Below are 16,553 nucleotides of genomic sequence, written 5' to 3'. Positions count from 1 at the left end.
CCCCACACAACAGATGATTTTTGCGTGGATGCCATGGGTCTTTATGTTCATGCTTGGCGGGTTTGCCAGCGGACTGGTCGTGTACTGGATTGCCAACAACACCATTACCTTCACTCAGCAGTACATCATTATGCGCAGCCAGGGGTATAAGCCGGACGTTTTCGGCAACATCAAGACCAGCTTCCAGCGGAAGTCCAAGTCGGACGCCGAATGACCGGGATGACGAGTCGGAAATGCTGCTCCGCCAGAGCGTCCAGGCGCGATAAGATTGCGCCCGGAAGTGTGGTCGGGGTGAAGTGATGGCCCTTCCCTTTCCCATAGCCGAAGAGCCCGATCCACAAACCGCGGAGAGCGGCCGGCTGCTCTTTGCCGGCGACACCGAGTTCGTCAAGGGCGTGGTCGCCATGTCCGGCCTGCCCGCCCCGGACCGGCTTGAGGTTTGCTTCGCCGGGCGCTCGAACGTTGGTAAATCCTCTCTGATAAATGCGCTGACGGGTCGCAAGGGTCTCGCGAGAGCCTCCAACACCCCGGGGCGCACGCAGGAGATCAATTTCTTTACCGCCGGAGAGGCGCATTATCTGGTGGACCTGCCGGGGTATGGCTTTGCCAATGCGCCTGTTGCGGTCGTCGAAAAATGGCAGCGTCTGCTTCGCCAGTATCTCTCTGGGCGCCAGACCCTGCGCCGCGCTTTCGTGCTGATTGATGCCCGCCACGGGGTTAAAAAGGTCGATGATGAAATTCTCAGCCTGCTTGACAGTGCTGCGGTTACTTTTCAGGTGGTGCTGACCAAGGCGGACAAGGTCAAAGAAAAAGAACGTGCGAAGATCCTCGATCAGGTACGCACAGCGCTGGCAAAACACCCTGCGGCGTTTCCGGAAATTGTTGTGACGTCGAGCGAAAAAGGCTGGGGCATTCCCACATTGCGCGCCATAATTGCAACGCTGGAGTAGCCCGGACTTGCACAGCGGCCAGGCCGGCTTCATAACCACCAGACAGACGGGCCAGAGATGAAAACGCAAGAAATGAACCGCGACTGGATTGCCACCGCCAGCACCCTCAACAAGGCACTGCCCTATCTGCAGCGCTATTCTGATGCCACGGTGGTGATTAAACTTGGCGGTCACGCTATGGGCAGCGACGACGCGATGGACGAGTTTGCCCGCGATGTCGTGCTGATGCGTCAGGTCGGTGTAAACCCGGTCGTGGTGCATGGCGGCGGGCCGATGATCAATGCGATGCTCGACAAACTTCAGATCCGGTCGGAGTTTGTGAACGGCAAGCGGGTTACGGATGCGGCCACAATGGATGTGGTCGAGATGGTCCTCAGCGGACTCGTGAACAAGCGCATCGTTCAGGCGATCAATGGCCAGGGCGGTCGCGCCGTGGGACTGTCCGGCAAAGACGGCAAACTGATCACCTGCAGCCAGACGGACCCTGATCTGGGGTTCGTCGGCACACCGGAACAGATCAACCCACGCCTGCTGCGCGACCTGACTGAAAAAGAGTACATTCCCGTGATTGCACCGCTGGGCGCAGGCAGGAACGGTGAAACGTTCAACATCAACGGCGACACAGCCGCCGGCGCAATCGCTGCGGCACTCAAAGCCGACCGCCTGCTGCTGCTTACCGATGTTGCGGGTGTAAAGAACGCCGAAGGCCAGGTCGTGACCGAACTCAGCGCGACACAGATACGAGACATGACTGCCAAAGGCATCATCGCCGGCGGGATGATCCCCAAGACCGAAACGGCGCTCGATGCGCTGGAAGGCGGTGTGCGCGCTGCGGTCATCCTTGACGGACGTGCTCCCAATGCCTGCCTCCTCGAGTTGTTCACCGAACACGGCGCAGGCTCTATCATTCGGGCGGACTGACACTTCCTGATCCCGTAATACCTGGTGTACCAGCTTGTGCTGCGCGCGCCGGTGGCTAGGGTAACATCATGCGAAATGCGATTTTCATCTGTCCTCGGTCGTCCTCAGGACGTATCTCGCTTCGCACCCTTACGCAGCGAAGCTTGTGCCCGCCGAAACCATGCGACCGGATCGGGCCGCTCCTGCACCGGCCGCTGATGTTACCTTTAGCTGAATGACATACGACGATCTCTGCGAAGCCGCGGAAGCGCGGCATCTGACAGTGCTGGGCGGCTTTCACCCGGACCAAAGCGACGGCGCTCCGGAAGCCTGTAAAACGCTTTTGCTTCTGGGTCCCTCAGCCCCCGGCTTCTGGCCCGCCTTCAGAGGCTCCGCAGAGGCGCAGGACGGTGCGCCCGACCCGATGGACCGGTGGTCGATACGGGTAATCGGTGACTGGGCTGCACAGGCCGGTGCGACGCCCCTTTACCCATTTGGCGGCCCGCCCTGGCAGCCGTTTTTCTCATGGGCTTTGCGCACCGGGCGCATACATGCCTCCCCCGTCATGTTGCTGGTGCACGATACCGCCGGTCTGCTGGTGTCCTTTCGCGGGGCTCTGGCACTGCCACAGCATATCGACATGCCCCCACCACCGCCGGCTCCGTGCGAAAACTGCCCGGACCGTCCCTGCCGGACCGCCTGTCCGGTAAATGCCTTTGACGGCACCGGGTATAATGTGGAAGCCTGCAAAGGCTTTCTGAATGAAGCATCCGGGGCTGCGTGCATGTCCGGTGGCTGTCTCGTACGCCGGGCCTGCCCTGTGTCGGCGCGATATCCACGGGCGTCGGAGCATTCCGCGTATCACATGACCGTATTCCGGGGGTAATCCATGCGCCGTCTGATCCTTATGCGACACGCAAAATCCGACTGGAATCACCCCGGTCTTGGTGATCACGACCGGCCGCTGAACCGGCGCGGGACAGTGGCGGCCAAGGCTCTGGGCGACTGGTTGCGAAACAGCGGATATATCCCCGATGAGGTTTTGTGCTCATCCGCTGAGCGCACCGGTCAGACGTTCCTCGGGCTCGCGCTGGATGCGGACACACCGGTGAATTTTTCGCGCGACCTCTATCTGGCTGAGGCAGGTGATATGCTGAACGTGCTTAGGCAGGCCACAGGAAGTGTTGTGCTGATGATCGGCCATAACCCGGGTATCTGCGAGCTGGCCCATCGGCTCGTCGGGGATCCACCCGACCATATCCGCTTTGAGGATTACCCGACCGGTGCCACCCTTGTGGTTGATTTCGACACAGACTGGCCGGATATCATCACCGGAAACGTCACCGCTTTCGTAATCCCCCGCGAACTTGACGGCGATGCTGCTTAAAGCTCTTCATGAACGACAAACGTCACACCTGCAGCAGCATCCTGCAGCTCGTGCGACGCGCTTTAAGCATCTGACCGGTACAAGGCCTCCACCAGGGTTACATCCGGGGAGTGGAAGGCAGCTGTGAACGTGTAATCGGCCGTTCCCCGCAGCACTCTGGCAACCGTCGCGCGAAAGAGCGGCGCATCGCAATGAGAGATGATTGCGGGCACCGCTTTTTCGGCACAGGCCGTCATCTTCTCCATATCGCGGAGGGTGATCAGGGTCGTCAGTACCGCGCTCTCATTCTGCCTGTCTGCGTAAAAAGGCGCCACCGTTGAGGGTGACGCCTTTCAGATTTACGCCTTGTCAGTGGCCGAGGATCTGGCTCAGGAAGAGCTGCGTCCGTGGGCTTTGCGGATTGTTAAAGAACGCCTCTGGCTCGTTCTGCTCTACGATCTGGCCTGCATCCATAAAGATCACGCGGTTGGCGACCTGCCGGGCAAAACCCATCTCATGGGTGACGCAGAGCATGGTCATACCTTCTTCGGCCAGCTCGATCATGGTATCGAGCACCTCTTTAATCATCTCCGGGTCAAGTGCCGATGTGGGCTCGTCAAAGAGCATGATCCGCGGCTTCATGCAAAGCGATCGTGCGATGGCGACACGCTGCTGCTGACCACCGGAAAGCTGGCCCGGATACTTGTTAGCCTGATCAGGGATTTTCACCTTCTCGAGGAAGTGCATCGCGATCTGTTCGGCCTCTTTCTTGGGTGTTTTGCGGACCCAGATCGGCGCAAGCGTGCAGTTTTCCAGAATCGTCAGATGTGGAAAGAGGTTAAAGTGCTGAAAGCACATGCCGACTTCGGAGCGGATCTTGTCGATGTTTTTGAGATCCGAAGACAGCAGCGTTCCGTCTACCTCGATTGTCCCTTGCTGGTGCTCTTCCAGTGCGTTGATACACCGGATCAGCGTCGATTTACCTGAGCCCGATGGCCCGCAGATAACGATCCGCTCGCCCCGGTGCACGGTCAGGTCAATGTCACGCAGCACGTGGAACGCACCGTACCACTTGTTCATCTTGGTGATGGTGATCGCGATCTCGTCGGAGACCTTCATCTGTGTCGCTTCAGCCATTTTTCCGGCCTCCTTTTAATGATGATCAGTCGCGAGGCGACGTTCGAGCCACTGTGAGTATTGCGAGATGCCGTAGCAGACGACAAAGAAGAGCAGAGCGGCAAAGCCCAGCAGTTCCCAGTAAACACCGTTCCATTCGGTGGACGCGAGGATCGGACCCCGGATCATGCCGACAAGATCGAACATCGAAATGACCGAAACGAGCGTGGTATCTTTGAAAAGACCCACGGCCACGTTCACGATGCCCGGAATGGAAATTTTAAGCGCCTGCGGCAGGATGATCAGCCGCGTGGCCTGCGCATAGTCCAGCCCGAGGCTGTCGGCGCCCTCATACTGACCTTTGGGCAGAGCGGCGAGGCCGCCCCGGATTACCTCGGCGATGTAGGCTGCCGAGAACATCGTGATCATGATCACCACTCGCAGGAAGAGGTCGACAGTGGATTCAGGCGGGAAGAAGTAGCTCAGCATTACCGAGGCCACAAAGAGCAGTGTGATCAGCGGAACACCCCGGATGAATTCGATAAAAATCACGCAGACCCACTTGATCAGAGGCATGCTCGACTGCCGCCCGAGTGCCAGGGCGATCCCGATGGGGATCGACAGCGACACACAGGTCACGCCCAGCATCATGTTGAGCATAAAGCCCCCCAGATCGCGGCTTGGCACGGAACCCAGCATTGCGTTTTCAGAGGCCCCCTCCGGGATCAGAAAACCGCCGAGGATCCAGACGACAAAGGCCGCAAAAATGCCCCCGAAGAAACCTGCAGCAAAGCTTTGGGTCACAAAACGCTGATAGACAAGCGCGCCCGCAGCCACGCCGGCAAACGCGAGGATCGGTGTGAAGACCGTGCCGCCCCAGATCAGCCAGAAGGCAATAAATGGATAGACAGCCGTAAAGCCCAGGAGCTTGCGCGGCAGGTCAAAAAAGAGCACCGGCGCCGCCGCAAAAAACAGCAGGACAAGCGCAAGCGTGGGACGCCAGTAGTATTCCGAAGGATACTTGAAGCCAAAGATCAGCTGGTTCCAGCGCTCTGTCAGCACTGAGAAACAGGCGCCGACCGTACCGTCGAGCACTTCACGACATTCTGTAAGGCTCGAGGTTGTCCAGATCCCGTTGAGGATCCAGGGCATGGTCGAAGACAACAGCAACCAGATAAAATAGAGCGCAACCAGCGTCAGCGCACCGTTTGCAGGTGTCGCAAAGAGATTCTCGCGCATCCATTTGACCGGGCCCGATGCCGCATAGGGCGGCGGCGCCGGAGGGATTTGTGTATCACGAACGAAGGCGACGGTCTGAGCATGTGTATCTGACATAGGTCTCAGCGCTCCTTCAGCTTAACGGTATTATTATAAACGTTCATGATCGCCGAGATCGACAGGGAGATCGTGAGGTAGAAAAGCATCAGCAGCAGAACGCATTCGATCGCGCGTCCGGTCTGGTTCAGAGTGATCCCGCCCAGCGTACCAGTGATGTCCATATAGCCCACCGCAATCGCAAGTGACGAGTTCTTGGTAATGTTGAGGTACTGAGAAATCAGCGGCGGAATAATCACACGGAGCGCCTGGGGCAGAACCACCAGGTTCATGATCCGGCCTGGCCGCAGACCAAGTGCGCCGGCAGCTTCCGTCTGACCTTTGCTGACCGCCATAATACCCGCTCGCACGTTCTCCGCGATGAAAGCACCGGTGTATATCGACAGCGCGAACCACAAGGCGATCAGCGGTGCGCCCACCTTGATACCACCCTGGAAATTGAATCCTTTGAGCGCAGGTACATCGAGGCTGATCGGCTGGCCCATAACGAGAAACACCAGGATCGTCGGCACAAAGAAAATCGCAAGGCTCGGCCATCCCATCGGCAGCAGCCGCCCCGTTGAATAGAGCAGATTTGTTGCGTACCGCCGGTATGCGATCACGCCGATAACCGACGCGATAAAGGTTGCGACGACCACGCCGGACCCTGGTCCCCAGACCGGCGCCGGCAGATAAATCCCGCGGTTCGTAAAGGCAAAGAGATCAAACAGCATTGAGCCGGTCGGGGTGTCCCCCCGGAATGCATTCGGTGGCGGCAGCACGGCCGTCATCACAGTGTAAATAATGATGATCCAGATGAGGACGGGGATGTTACGGAAAATCTCCACGTAAACCGACATCAGCTTGGAGACCAGCCAGTTGTTCGACAACCGCAGAACACCTGCAAGCACGCCAAAGACGGTCGCGGTGATACAGCCAAGAACGGCCACAAGAAGCGTGTTCAGAATACCGATGATCGCGGCACGACCGTGCGTGTCCTGGTTTTCGTATTCTATAAGCCTCTGATCGATATCATATCCCGCCGGCGTGCCGAGAAAATCATAAGAGATATTCAGGCCCGCTGCTCTGAGGTTGTTCAGCAGGTTATTTCCCAGATAAGCGAATGCCACAATCAGGACAGCCAGAGCGATGGCCTGAAAGGTATAGGAACGATAACGCGTGTCGTTCAGCAGCATCGACAAGCGGAACGAACCCGCTGGTGGGTCGGTCAATGACGTCATTTAGAGTGTTCCCCGTGGTTCCGGCCTGTGGTTTTATCCGAGCGCTTGATGCGCTTCTGTGTGGCCGGGTTATAGTCTGGTCCTCAGAAGTGCGAAGGGCGCAGGTGTTAACCTGCGCCCTTGCTTTTTCGGTTTTAGCGGAAGGGAGGCGAGTAGATCAGGCCGCCGTTCGTCCACTGTGCGTTCAGTCCGCGCGCAAGGCCGATCGGTGTTTCCTCACCGATGTTCTTGGCGAAGATCTCGCCATAGTTGCCCTGGGTCGCGATCGCACGCATCGCCCAGTCTGCGTCAAGGCCGATCATCTCGCCCAGAGTACCCTCAGTACCGAGCAGACGCGCCACTTCGGGGTTACCCGAACCGGAGGCCATTTCGCTGACGTTTGCCGATGTCACACCCAGCTCTTCAGCTGTGATCAGTGCGTTCAGGGTCCAGCGGACCACATCACCCCATTCGTCGTCGCCATGGCGTACCAGCGGGCCGAGCGGCTCTTTGGAGATGATCTCGGGCAGTAGCGCGTGATCGCCGGGCGCTTCAAATGTCGCACGTGTTGCAGCAAGACCGGAGGCGTCCGTCGTGTAAACGTCACAGGCACCGGCAAGGTACTGCTGCTGGCCTTCGGCGTTTGTTTCGATCGGAACCGGCTCATAGCTGATGTTGTTGGCACGGAAGTAATCCGCCAGGTTCAGCTCTGTTGTGGTTCCTGTCTGAACGCAAACTGTGGCACCGTCGAGCTCTTTCGCCGAAGACACACCGAGCGCTTTGGGGACAAGGAAGCCCTGACCGTCATAGTAGTTCACACCGACGAAAGTGAACTTCAGGTCCACATCGCGGCTGAATGTCCATGTGGTGTTCCGTGCCAGCATGTCGATTTCACCCGACGCAAGCGCTGTGAAACGCGTTTTACCCGTTGTCGGTACGAATTCGACCGCTGTCGGATCACCCAGCACAGCTGCGGCAACAGCGCGACAGACGGCGACATCAAAGCCGTTCCACTCGCCGTTTGCATCGGGGGCCGCGAAGCCGACGAGACCTGTGGTGACACCACAGTTCAGCGTGCCGCGTGCCTTTACATCATCCAGTGTCCCTGCAGCAGCAGCACCTGCCGCCAGGCCGGCGACCGTGAGTGCGCCGAGAAATACAGATTTTTTCATTTTTACCTCTTCCTGATTGTCCACCCGGTTTACATAGGGTGGTTCGACCGGCTTTTTCGCCGGTGGCGATACTGAAGGCTCTCCCCTTCAAGTGGCGATCATTCTGGGCGGATTCCGCTTGTAAGGTCAAGGGCAGGCCGCCTAAAAAGCCGCCGCCGGAAACCACAAATGCGTCATTCCTGAGCAATTTTTCCGGTCAGATCACTGAGACAGTACAAACACACGTTTTGCATGAAGAAATGCGGCTTTCTTCACCCCGGCAGCGGCCTCTGCGTCATCGTCCCGGCCCCACTCCTCGGCCTGCCAGATCTCGTCGAGACGCGAGATGTCCCAGATCTGCTCCGCAGGCTTCACGTCATGTGCCGCCGCGAACCCGAGAATCAGCGATCCTGAAAGGCTGACGAGGTCGTGAAATGCTGCCAGTTCGAAGTTCCCAAGCGCATGAACCCGCGCAGACAAAGAGGCCAGAGCCGCCGCATCCTGTGCAACGTGCATGACACCGGTACGCGGCCTCAGACGGGCGCCGAGCGCGTTCTCCGCCCAGTCCAGCATCGGGTCCCATTGCCCGGACTGGCGGGCAATCAGGCTGTCCGGCCGGTCGGCACGGTAGCACAGCAGATCGGCATCCCCGTAGGCCGCCAGCATATCCGCAACCTCCCGGTGCTGCACCGCAACCTTATCGAGCGCTGCATTAGCAGTTCGGGTAAAGGGCATCTTTAAAGGGTCAATTTTTTCTTCCTGAGCGTCCCATTCTGCGGCAATGGCCTCAGCAAACGCTTTTGTGGGCGCAACAAGAGCCCGTTTTGCCGGTGTTTTCACGGGCCGTTCATCAAGACGGATGCCAAAGCCCGCGTCTTCGGGCACCACATGCACCTCTTTCCAGAACCGTTTTACTTTCCACTCGCTCACGATGCGCGCTCCCACATCCCGGCAAGGGCTCCCGGCAGGGCGGCAAAATTATCGAGGATCCGGTGCGCTGCCTGCAGATGCGCTACCGGATGATATCCCCAGCTGACACCCAATGCGCCGACACCTGCCGCCCGGGCCATCTCCATGTCAAAGCTGGTATCTCCGATCATCACTGTCTCCGACGGCGCGGTACCCGCCTCAGCCATTGCCTGATAGATCATCGACGGGTGTGGTTTGGACGGGTGAAAATCTGCAACCTGACGCGTCACGAAATAGCGTTCTAGATCATGCGCCTCGACGAGTTTATCCAGCCCGCGTTTCGACTTGCCCGTCGCAACGCCCAGCAACAGCCCGGGCATCGCATGCAACTCCCGCAGCGCCTCCAGCGCACCGGGATAAAGCGGCGAGGATTGTGCTGCACCCGTGCGCGCGCGCAACTCCATATATGCGTCTTTGTACCCCTGAACGAGTGCCGCCACCCCCTGCGCATCCGCCTCCGGCGCAAGCCGGCTCATCGCGACATCGAGCGAAAGGCCAACAATCCCAAGAATGTCGCGTCGCGCCGGCACGGGCAGGTTTTGTGCCGTGAAACTATGGCTCATGGCGCCGAGAATATCGCCCTGGCTGTCCACCAGTGTGCCGTCCACATCAAAGATTACCAGTCTTGTCCGTTCGGTCATCAAAGCGCCCCGAACGGATCTTCGGCGGCCAGATCTTCCGTCCAGCCAAAGGTGTCCCAGCTCACCGCCATATGCTCAGGCATGGGGGCGGTCACTGTGATATCCTTGCGTGTTTCAGGATGCTCAAAGCGCATCATCCGCGCATGCAGGTGCAGCTTTTTAGAGATAATACCACCCAGTTGCGCACCCCATCCATCACCCAGGTTTTCCTGACCGGAGCCGCCGTATTTTCCATCTCCGACAATGGGATGCCCGATCTCGGCCATATGTGCGCGCAGCTGGTGGGTGCGGCCTGTCACCGGCTCCATCGCCACCCATGCCGCGCGCGAACCAACCCGGTAGAGCGTTGCGTAAAGTGTATGCGCTCGTTTGGCACCTGGCGTGTCATCCATGTCGCGGGGGTGCACGGCGATCATCTTTTCGCCCTCACCGCCGCGGCCCCGGCCCGCCGCTTTGACCAGACCGAACCGGATCTCACCAAGATACGGCGTGGGCACGCCGGCCACCAGCGCCCAGTAAATCTTGCGCGTTTCCTTGTGCCGCATTGCTGCGGTCAGTGCTTTGGCCGCCTGCCGCGTCCGCGCGAGCAGCAACACCCCTGAGGTGTCTTTGTCCAGGCGGTGCACGAGCCGCGGTTTGTCCTCATAGCCGAACTTCAGCGCTTCAGAGAGGCCGTCCACATGACGCGTCTGACCGGAGCCGCCCTGGGTCGGCAATCCGGCGGGTTTGTTGATCGCAATGACATGGTCGTCCTTCCAGATCACGCAATCGCGGATCATTTTTGCATCCGCGTCCGGGACACGCGTGCGGGCGTCGGGCGGCGGTGCTGCGCTGTCGGGCAGCGGCGGAATGCGCACTTCCTGCCCGGCTGCCAGCCGCGTGGCACCCTTCACCCGGCCGCCATCCACGCGAATTTCGCCCTTTCGGCACATCTTTTCGATGCGGCCCTGCGGAATATGCGGGAAATGCTGACGAAACCAGCGATCCAGCCGCTGATCCGCATCGTCTTCTTTCACCACTCGTGTCTGCACCCGGCTCAAAGCATAATCCCCCGCATCAACCAGAGCCCGGCCATCAGCCCCGCCACCGACAAAATGACCGAAGCCATCACGTAAAGCCCCGCCTGACCCACTTCGCCGCGTTCGATCAGCGTCACAGTCTCGAGCGAGAACGCCGAAAAGGTCGTGAACCCACCCAGCAGCCCGGTCATCACGAAGGGGCTCAGATGCGTCAGCCCGCGCTGTGCGGCCAGCACCACAAAGACCCCCATCAGAAACGACCCGATGACATTGGCGCCGATGATTGCCACCGGAAAATCCGCCGGTCCACCCGTCATCCGGTACACCCAGACGCCCCAGAGCCATCGCAGCGAAGCCCCCAGCGCACCGCCGGCCGCAACAAAGATCAGTGTTTTTATCATCCGCGGTCTCTCACGTGTCGCAGCCCGGATGTCAAGTTTCACGCTTGTCGCGCAGGCGTGTAAAGTAATCGAGGCGCTTTTTCAGATCCCGTTCAAAGCCGCGCTCCACGGGCTGGTAAAGCTGCGGACGTTCCATCCCGTCCGGGAAATAGTTCTGTCCGGAAAACCCGTCTTCGGCATCATGATCATAGGCATATCCGGCGCCGTAGCCCTGATCTTTCATCATCGACGTGGGCGCATTCAGAATGTGTTTTGGGGGGGGCTCGGAGCCGGTTTCTTTCGCGGTCCTGCGCGCACCCTTGTAGGCGACGTAGGCTGCGTTCGATTTCGGCGCCAGCGCCAGATAGGCCACCGCCTGCGCCAGAGCCAGTTCACCTTCCGGACTGCCCAGGCGCTCGTATGTCTGCCAGCTCTGAAGACAAAAGGCCTGGGCCTGCGGGTCCGCCAGCCCGATATCCTCTACTGCCATCCGGGTGATGCGCCGCGCAAGATAGCGCGGATCCTCGCCCCCTTCCAGCATGCGCGCAAACCAGTAAAGGGCCGCGTCCGGATCAGAACCGCGCACAGATTTATGAAGCGCGGAGATGAGGTTATAGTGACTGTCGCCGCCCTTGTCGTACTGCGCGGCCCGCTTCATCAGCCGTTTCGTTAATGCACTGGTATCGAGTGTGGCATCGGTCTTCCATGCCGCGACCTGCTCGATAAGGTTAAGAAGCGCGCGCCCGTCCCCGTCGGCCATCTGCAACAGCGCCGCCCTGGCATCGGCATCAAGCGGCAAATCCCGGTCCAGTTCCGCTTCTGCCCGTTGGGCCAGTCGTTCCAGATCCTCTGAGCCCAGCCGCTCCAGCACCAGAACCTGCGCCCGGCTCAGCACCGCGGCATTAAGCTCAAACGACGGGTTTTCGGTCGTGGCCCCGACCAGCAGGATCGTACCATCCTCCATGTGCGGAAGAAACCCGTCCTGCTGGGCCTTGTTGAACCGGTGGATTTCATCAACAAAAAGCAAGGTGCCCTGCCCGTTCTGCCGCCGGATCTTTGCTGCTTCAAAAACTTTGCGCAGATCCGGCACACCGGTAAAAATCGCGCTGATCTGGACGAAATGCAGATCGGTCTCATGCGCCAGCAGCCGCGCGATGGTGGTTTTGCCCACGCCGGGCGGTCCCCAGAAAATCAGCGAGCTGAGTGCCCCTGACGCCAGCATCGCTGTCAGCGGTGCCTCAGGCCCCAGAACCTGGCGCTGGCCGATGACTTCCGCGAGTGTACGCGGCCGCAGCCGGTCCGCCAGCGGGCGGTACCCGGCGGGCACGTCAGCACCTGGTCCGCTATCAAAAAGATCACCCACCACTCAGGTCCTGAACCGCACGTTGATGCGCCGTCCATCGCGCAGGACGATAAGATCATAGCGACCTGCGCGCCTTGCAAAAAGCGTGGCAACCTCGCCCGGACGTGTGACCACGACATCGCCCATCGCCATAATAACATCACCACGGCGAAGCCCGACACGCCGGCCAAGCGGCCCGGGATCCGACACGAGGACGCCGGCGGCCTCCAGCGGCAGGTTAAATTCATCAATTACCGCCGGGTTCACCCGGGACAACTCCATTCCCTCCAGCAGCTCGCGCGCATTCAGACGCCGTTCCTCTCGCGGCGGCACCTCCGGTGCTGCTACAAGGGCTACCTCAACCGTCGCCTCCATGCCGTCGCGCACCCGGCTTATCTGCGCCGCCCGCCCCGGTCCGGTCACGCTCATCCGGTACACCATCTCCGAGGGTGTATTCACCGGCTGACCGTTGACCGCAGTGATTACGTCGCCCACTGCAACATCCACATCGCCAAAGGGGCTCGCCGGGTGCAGCCCCGAAACGACGATCCCGCCAGGCCGGTCGAACCCCAGTGCCCGGGCGATGCCGGCATCCACGGCCTGCCCGTTGATACCCGCCCAGGGACGTTCAAATTCTGTTCGCCCGGCTTTTGCCTGGCGGACGAAAGCCGCCACCAGATCGGCCGGGATGGCAAAACCGATTCCGTTTGAACCGCCCGACCGCGTCAGGATCGAGGTATTGATGCCAATCAGCCGCCCCTCAATATCGACAAGCGCACCGCCCGAATTGCCAGGGTTGATCGGCGCATCGGTCTGGATGAAATACCCCCGCCCGCTGCCGGTTGCCGTCCCCGACCGCGCAAGCCCCGAGACGATCCCGCTGCTAACCGTCTGGCCAACGCCAAAAGGATTCCCGATCGCCAGCGCCAGCTCTCCGACCTCGACGGTTTCGGCTTCACGCAGCGGCAGGAATGGCAGATCCGTCGCCACGTCAATCTGCAGGATAGCAAGGTCACTTTCCGCGTCCCCCAGCAGCACACGTGCACTGAACTCCCGCCGGTCGGCCAGAACCACCCGGATGTCGGTTGCATCACCAACCACATGGTAATTCGACACCACAATACCGTCGGCAGAAAGGATCACGCCTGAGCCAAGTGAGTTCTGTAACTGTGGCAGACCGCGACGGCGGTCCTGAAAAAACCGTTCGAAGAAAGGATCCCCGGCAAAGGGGCTGCTGCGTCCCGGGCGCACGATTTTTGCATAGATGTTTACAACAGCAGGTGCTGCCTCTTTGACCAGCGGCACAAAGCTCAGCTGCATCTGCGCGGCCGATTGCGGCACCTGCTGCGCGCCCGCAGGCAGCGCCAGCATCACAATCAAAAAAGCTGAAATATATCTCATTGTGTCACACCACATCCCGTCTTCCTGGGTGCATGCCCCCGGCTGCTTCAGGCCTTAAATACGCCCGCCCGGTGCATAAAAAAACCCCTGTCCGGCGGACAGGGGTTTAAGCTTCGCACAATGCGAACAAGCTTTATTCGTCGGCAGCAACTTCTTCTGCTTCATGGCGCGCTTTGTCGGCAGCACCTTTGGCATCGCGGTCACGGTCAACGAACTCGATGATCGCCATCGGCGCCATATCGCCATAGCGGAAACCTGCTTTGAGGACGCGTACATAACCGCCCTGACGGTCTTTGTAGCGCGGTCCGAGCACGTCAAAAAGCTTGGTGACATACTGGTCCTGCTTCAGCTTTGATGCGGCCTGACGGCGCGCGTGCAGATCGCCGCGTTTCGCCAGCGTGATCATCTTTTCGATGATCGGACGCAGTTCTTTTGCCTTGGGCAGTGTTGTTTTGATCTGCTCATGTTCGATGAGCGAGCCGGCCATATTTGCCCAGAGCGCCTTGCGGTGCTCATGTGTGCGGTTCAGGCGGCGGTATCCACGTGCGTGACGCATTTTCTGTTCTCCGTTTGGTGCCCTCTACGGGCTGTTTTGCTTTGTCTGACCGGGTGATGCGTGTCACCCGGTTCTCCTTGGGGCTTTTTGCCCGTTTTGTCCCCGCACGGAGCGGGCATTGTCGTCCCGCCAGAGGCGGGCCTGAGCGAAGACCCCTTAAAAGGAGTCTTCGAATTTCTTGGCCAGGTCTTCGATATTGTCGGGTGGCCAGTCTTCAACGTCCATCCCGAGATGCAGACCCATGCCCGAGAGCACTTCTTTAATCTCGTTGAGCGACTTCCGTCCAAAGTTTGGCGTGCGCAGCATCTCCGCTTCGGTCTTCTGAATGAGATCACCGATATAAACGATGTTGTCATTCTTCAGACAGTTGGCAGAGCGCACTGACAGTTCCAGTTCGTCGACTTTCTTCAGCAGCAGCGGGTTGAACTCCAGACCATCGTCCTCATCCGCGCGAGACGCAGATTCAGGCTCGTCAAAGTTCACAAATATGCCCAGCTGGTCCTGCAGAATACGCGCAGCAAAGGCCACCGCATCGTCAGGTGTCAGCGACCCGTCGGTTTCCACCTTCATGGTCAGCTTGTCATAGTCCAGCACCTGGCCCTCACGGGTGGGCTGCACATCATAGCTGACCTTTTTGACCGGAGAATAGATTGCATCGATGGGAATGAGACCGATCGGCGCATCTTCAGGCTTGTTTTTCTCTGCAGAAACATAGCCTTTGCCCTGATTGACCGTCAGTTCCATGTAAAGATCGGCACCATCGTCAAGGTGGCAGACCACGTGATCGCGGTTCAGCACTTCGATACCGGCGGATTCCGAAATGTCACCCGCTGTCACAACGCCCGGACCCTTGGCAGAGATCGACAGACGCTTGGGTCCTTCGACTTCCATGCGGATCGATACGCCTTTGAGGTTCAGAATGATGTCGGTTACGTCTTCACGTACACCGGCCACCGAGGAAAACTCGTGCAGAACATTGTCGATCTGCACGGATGTGATCGCCGCACCCTGCAGCGACGACATCAGTACGCGGCGCAGCGCATTGCCCATGGTAAGGCCAAAGCCGCGCTCGAGAGGTTCTGCGGTGACGGTTGCCTGGCGTGCCGGATCATTTCCCGGTTTAACGTCAAGTTGTTGCGGCTTGATAAGTTCAGCCCAGTTCTTATGGATCATGCGTCCCTCCATTCCCGTCTAAGCCCCATGTCCTAAAGGCGAAGACTCTCGAGGTTTCAAAAAGCGGATTGGGGCCGCGTGAAAAACACGCAGCCCCGAAATACAAGTTGCGCTTAAACGCGGCGGCGCTTGGGCGGACGGCAGCCGTTGTGTGCCATCGGCGTCACGTCGCGGATTGACGTGATATTGAAGCCGGCGGCGGCCAGCGCACGCAGCGCGCTTTCACGGCCCGAGCCTGGTCCCTGCACTTCGACTTCCAGCGTCTTAACGCCATGTTCCTGCGCCTTGCGGCCCGCATCCTCTGCCGCCATCTGGGCCGCATAGGGTGTGGATTTCCGCGAGCCTTTGAAGCCCATGGTGCCGGCGGACGACCACGAAATGGCGTTGCCCTGCACGTCGGAGATCAGGATCTTGGTGTTGTTGAAGGACGAGTTCACATGCGCGACACCCGCCGCGATGTTCTTGGAGACCTTCTTTTTTACGCGTACTTTTTCACGTGCCATTGATCAGACCCTCCCTTATTTCTTCTTGCCGGCAATGGCCTTTGCGGGGCCTTTGCGGGTGCGAGCGTTGGTGTGGGTGCGCTGACCGCGGACCGGCAGGTTGCGACGGTGGCGCAGGCCACGGTAGCAGCCAAGGTCCATCAGGCGCTTGACGTTCATCTGTGTTTCACGGCGCAGATCACCTTCTACGGTGTAGTTGGCGTCGATGTGCTCGCGCACGGCCAGCACTTCTGCGTCGGAAAGTTCATTGACCCGGCGGGCCATGTCGATGCCGACAGCTTCGCAAATCGCTTTTGCGGAAGTGTTGCCGATACCGGTGATATAGGTGAGGGCGATGGGGACCCGCTTTGCAGTCGGGATGTTTACGCCGGCGATACGTGCCACGTGTCATGTCCTTTTCGTTGCGGGTCCGTGATACCAGACCCTTTTTTCACAACATCGCACCAGGGGTGCGTCTTGCATAAGAAATCCCGAAGATTCTGGCCTTCAGGCGTCAGCTGATCAGGTAATCCTGCCGTCCGGGCGCGACCCGTAAGACAAATTGATTCTACT

At 59.4% G+C, this 16,553-nt stretch carries 20 protein-coding genes; 5 read left to right on the top strand and 15 right to left on the bottom strand.

Annotated features, from left to right (window positions below):
• The 5 genes from Q0M35_RS11545 to Q0M35_RS11525 all read left to right on the top strand — a co-directional run.
• The coding region (locus tag Q0M35_RS11545) for a YidC/Oxa1 family membrane protein insertase (protein ID WP_295315361.1) at positions 1-214 on the top strand (214 nt) is incomplete at its 5' end.
• An 85-nt stretch (positions 215-299) separates the two neighbouring features.
• Entirely contained in the window at positions 300-950 is a 651-nt protein-coding gene (yihA, locus tag Q0M35_RS11540; protein WP_295315357.1) for a ribosome biogenesis GTP-binding protein YihA/YsxC, read from the top strand.
• A gap of 57 nt (positions 951-1,007) precedes the next feature.
• The gene (argB, locus tag Q0M35_RS11535; RefSeq protein ID WP_295315353.1) at positions 1,008-1,871 is read left to right on the top strand and encodes an acetylglutamate kinase; all 864 of its coding nucleotides are present in this window, start codon (positions 1,008-1,010) and stop codon (positions 1,869-1,871) included.
• A gap of 214 nt (positions 1,872-2,085) precedes the next feature.
• Positions 2,086-2,736 carry a ferredoxin gene (locus Q0M35_RS11530; RefSeq protein WP_295315351.1) on the top strand — a complete coding sequence of 217 codons (651 nt, stop codon included), beginning with the start codon at positions 2,086-2,088 and terminating at the stop codon, positions 2,734-2,736.
• Positions 2,737-2,739: 3 nt separating this feature from the next.
• Entirely contained in the window at positions 2,740-3,237 is a 498-nt protein-coding gene (locus tag Q0M35_RS11525; protein ID WP_295315348.1) for a histidine phosphatase family protein, read from the top strand.
• 62 nt (positions 3,238-3,299) lie between these two features.
• Here the strand turns inward: Q0M35_RS11525 and Q0M35_RS11520 are convergent, their stop codons facing one another.
• The 15 genes from Q0M35_RS11520 to rpsM all read right to left on the bottom strand — a co-directional run bounded on the left by Q0M35_RS11520 (position 3,300) and on the right by rpsM (position 16,385).
• Positions 3,300-3,551 (bottom strand): hypothetical protein, encoded by a 252-nt coding sequence (locus Q0M35_RS11520; protein WP_295315344.1) that lies wholly within the window; start codon positions 3,549-3,551, stop codon positions 3,300-3,302.
• Between the two features lie 34 nt (positions 3,552-3,585).
• The gene (locus tag Q0M35_RS11515; RefSeq protein ID WP_295315342.1) at positions 3,586-4,353 is read right to left on the bottom strand and encodes an amino acid ABC transporter ATP-binding protein; all 768 of its coding nucleotides are present in this window, start codon (positions 4,351-4,353) and stop codon (positions 3,586-3,588) included.
• A gap of 15 nt (positions 4,354-4,368) precedes the next feature.
• Positions 4,369-5,667 (bottom strand): ABC transporter permease subunit, encoded by a 1,299-nt coding sequence (locus tag Q0M35_RS11510; RefSeq protein WP_295315340.1) that lies wholly within the window; start codon positions 5,665-5,667, stop codon positions 4,369-4,371.
• Positions 5,668-5,672: 5 nt separating this feature from the next.
• Positions 5,673-6,887 (bottom strand): ABC transporter permease subunit, encoded by a 1,215-nt coding sequence (locus Q0M35_RS11505; RefSeq protein ID WP_295315338.1) that lies wholly within the window; start codon positions 6,885-6,887, stop codon positions 5,673-5,675.
• 134 nt (positions 6,888-7,021) lie between these two features.
• The gene (locus Q0M35_RS11500; protein WP_295315336.1) at positions 7,022-8,038 is read right to left on the bottom strand and encodes an amino acid ABC transporter substrate-binding protein; all 1,017 of its coding nucleotides are present in this window, start codon (positions 8,036-8,038) and stop codon (positions 7,022-7,024) included.
• Between the two features lie 201 nt (positions 8,039-8,239).
• Positions 8,240-8,947: an ATP12 family protein gene (locus Q0M35_RS11495; RefSeq protein WP_295315334.1), complete on the bottom strand. Its 708-nt coding sequence runs from the start codon at positions 8,945-8,947 to the stop codon at positions 8,240-8,242.
• Complete coding sequence (locus Q0M35_RS11490; protein ID WP_295315332.1) at positions 8,944-9,627, bottom strand: HAD-IA family hydrolase; 684 nt, start codon at positions 9,625-9,627, stop codon at positions 8,944-8,946. Before Q0M35_RS11490 ends, Q0M35_RS11495 begins: the two co-directional genes overlap by 4 nt.
• The gene (locus Q0M35_RS11485; protein WP_295315330.1) at positions 9,627-10,667 is read right to left on the bottom strand and encodes an RluA family pseudouridine synthase; all 1,041 of its coding nucleotides are present in this window, start codon (positions 10,665-10,667) and stop codon (positions 9,627-9,629) included. Before Q0M35_RS11485 ends, Q0M35_RS11490 begins: the two co-directional genes overlap by 1 nt.
• Positions 10,664-11,047 (bottom strand): fluoride efflux transporter CrcB, encoded by a 384-nt coding sequence (crcB, locus tag Q0M35_RS11480; RefSeq protein ID WP_295315328.1) that lies wholly within the window; start codon positions 11,045-11,047, stop codon positions 10,664-10,666. The genes Q0M35_RS11485 and crcB overlap by 4 nt, the downstream gene beginning before the upstream one ends.
• A gap of 31 nt (positions 11,048-11,078) precedes the next feature.
• Positions 11,079-12,389 (bottom strand): replication-associated recombination protein A, encoded by a 1,311-nt coding sequence (locus Q0M35_RS11475; protein ID WP_295315326.1) that lies wholly within the window; start codon positions 12,387-12,389, stop codon positions 11,079-11,081.
• Positions 12,390-12,392: 3 nt separating this feature from the next.
• Positions 12,393-13,769: a trypsin-like peptidase domain-containing protein gene (locus Q0M35_RS11470; RefSeq protein WP_295315324.1), complete on the bottom strand. Its 1,377-nt coding sequence runs from the start codon at positions 13,767-13,769 to the stop codon at positions 12,393-12,395.
• A gap of 133 nt (positions 13,770-13,902) precedes the next feature.
• The gene (gene rplQ, locus Q0M35_RS11465) at positions 13,903-14,325 is read right to left on the bottom strand and encodes a 50S ribosomal protein L17 (protein ID WP_295315322.1); all 423 of its coding nucleotides are present in this window, start codon (positions 14,323-14,325) and stop codon (positions 13,903-13,905) included.
• Positions 14,326-14,481: 156 nt separating this feature from the next.
• Entirely contained in the window at positions 14,482-15,498 is a 1,017-nt protein-coding gene (locus tag Q0M35_RS11460) for a DNA-directed RNA polymerase subunit alpha (protein WP_169639440.1), read from the bottom strand.
• A gap of 113 nt (positions 15,499-15,611) precedes the next feature.
• Complete coding sequence (gene rpsK, locus Q0M35_RS11455; protein ID WP_169639439.1) at positions 15,612-16,001, bottom strand: 30S ribosomal protein S11; 390 nt, start codon at positions 15,999-16,001, stop codon at positions 15,612-15,614.
• A 15-nt stretch (positions 16,002-16,016) separates the two neighbouring features.
• The gene (gene rpsM, locus Q0M35_RS11450; protein ID WP_169639438.1) at positions 16,017-16,385 is read right to left on the bottom strand and encodes a 30S ribosomal protein S13; all 369 of its coding nucleotides are present in this window, start codon (positions 16,383-16,385) and stop codon (positions 16,017-16,019) included.
• Positions 16,386-16,553: the final 168 nt, after the last annotated feature.

The sequence above is a fragment of the Roseobacter sp. genome (assembly GCF_024639605.1).
In the GTDB taxonomy this organism is placed as follows: Bacteria; Pseudomonadota; Alphaproteobacteria; order Rhodobacterales; family Rhodobacteraceae; genus Roseobacter.
Note: the sequence above shows the minus strand (reverse complement) of the source record. Positions and strands in the feature narration are given on the sequence as shown.

Bases quoted from the DNA above. Each gene is read 5' to 3' on its own strand.
- Q0M35_RS11525 (WP_295315348.1), top strand. From the start codon at position 2,740: ATGCGCCGTCTGATCCTTATGCGACACGCAAAATCCGACTGGAATCAC.
- yihA (WP_295315357.1), top strand. From the start codon at position 300: ATGGCCCTTCCCTTTCCCATAGCCGAAGAGCCCGATCCACAAACCGCG.
- Q0M35_RS11510 (WP_295315340.1), bottom strand. From the start codon at position 5,667: ATGTCAGATACACATGCTCAGACCGTCGCCTTCGTTCGTGATACACAA.
- crcB (WP_295315328.1), bottom strand. From the start codon at position 11,047: ATGATAAAAACACTGATCTTTGTTGCGGCCGGCGGTGCGCTGGGGGCT.
- Q0M35_RS11515 (WP_295315342.1), bottom strand. From the start codon at position 4,353: ATGGCTGAAGCGACACAGATGAAGGTCTCCGACGAGATCGCGATCACC.
- Q0M35_RS11500 (WP_295315336.1), bottom strand. From the start codon at position 8,038: ATGAAAAAATCTGTATTTCTCGGCGCACTCACGGTCGCCGGCCTGGCG.
- Q0M35_RS11470 (WP_295315324.1), bottom strand. From the start codon at position 13,769: ATGAGATATATTTCAGCTTTTTTGATTGTGATGCTGGCGCTGCCTGCG.
- Q0M35_RS11505 (WP_295315338.1), bottom strand. From the start codon at position 6,887: ATGACGTCATTGACCGACCCACCAGCGGGTTCGTTCCGCTTGTCGATG.
- argB (WP_295315353.1), top strand. From the start codon at position 1,008: ATGAAAACGCAAGAAATGAACCGCGACTGGATTGCCACCGCCAGCACC.
- rplQ (WP_295315322.1), bottom strand. From the start codon at position 14,325: ATGCGTCACGCACGTGGATACCGCCGCCTGAACCGCACACATGAGCAC.
- Q0M35_RS11460 (WP_169639440.1), bottom strand. From the start codon at position 15,498: ATGATCCATAAGAACTGGGCTGAACTTATCAAGCCGCAACAACTTGAC.
- rpsK (WP_169639439.1), bottom strand. From the start codon at position 16,001: ATGGCACGTGAAAAAGTACGCGTAAAAAAGAAGGTCTCCAAGAACATC.
- Q0M35_RS11490 (WP_295315332.1), bottom strand. From the start codon at position 9,627: ATGACCGAACGGACAAGACTGGTAATCTTTGATGTGGACGGCACACTG.
- Q0M35_RS11530 (WP_295315351.1), top strand. From the start codon at position 2,086: ATGACATACGACGATCTCTGCGAAGCCGCGGAAGCGCGGCATCTGACA.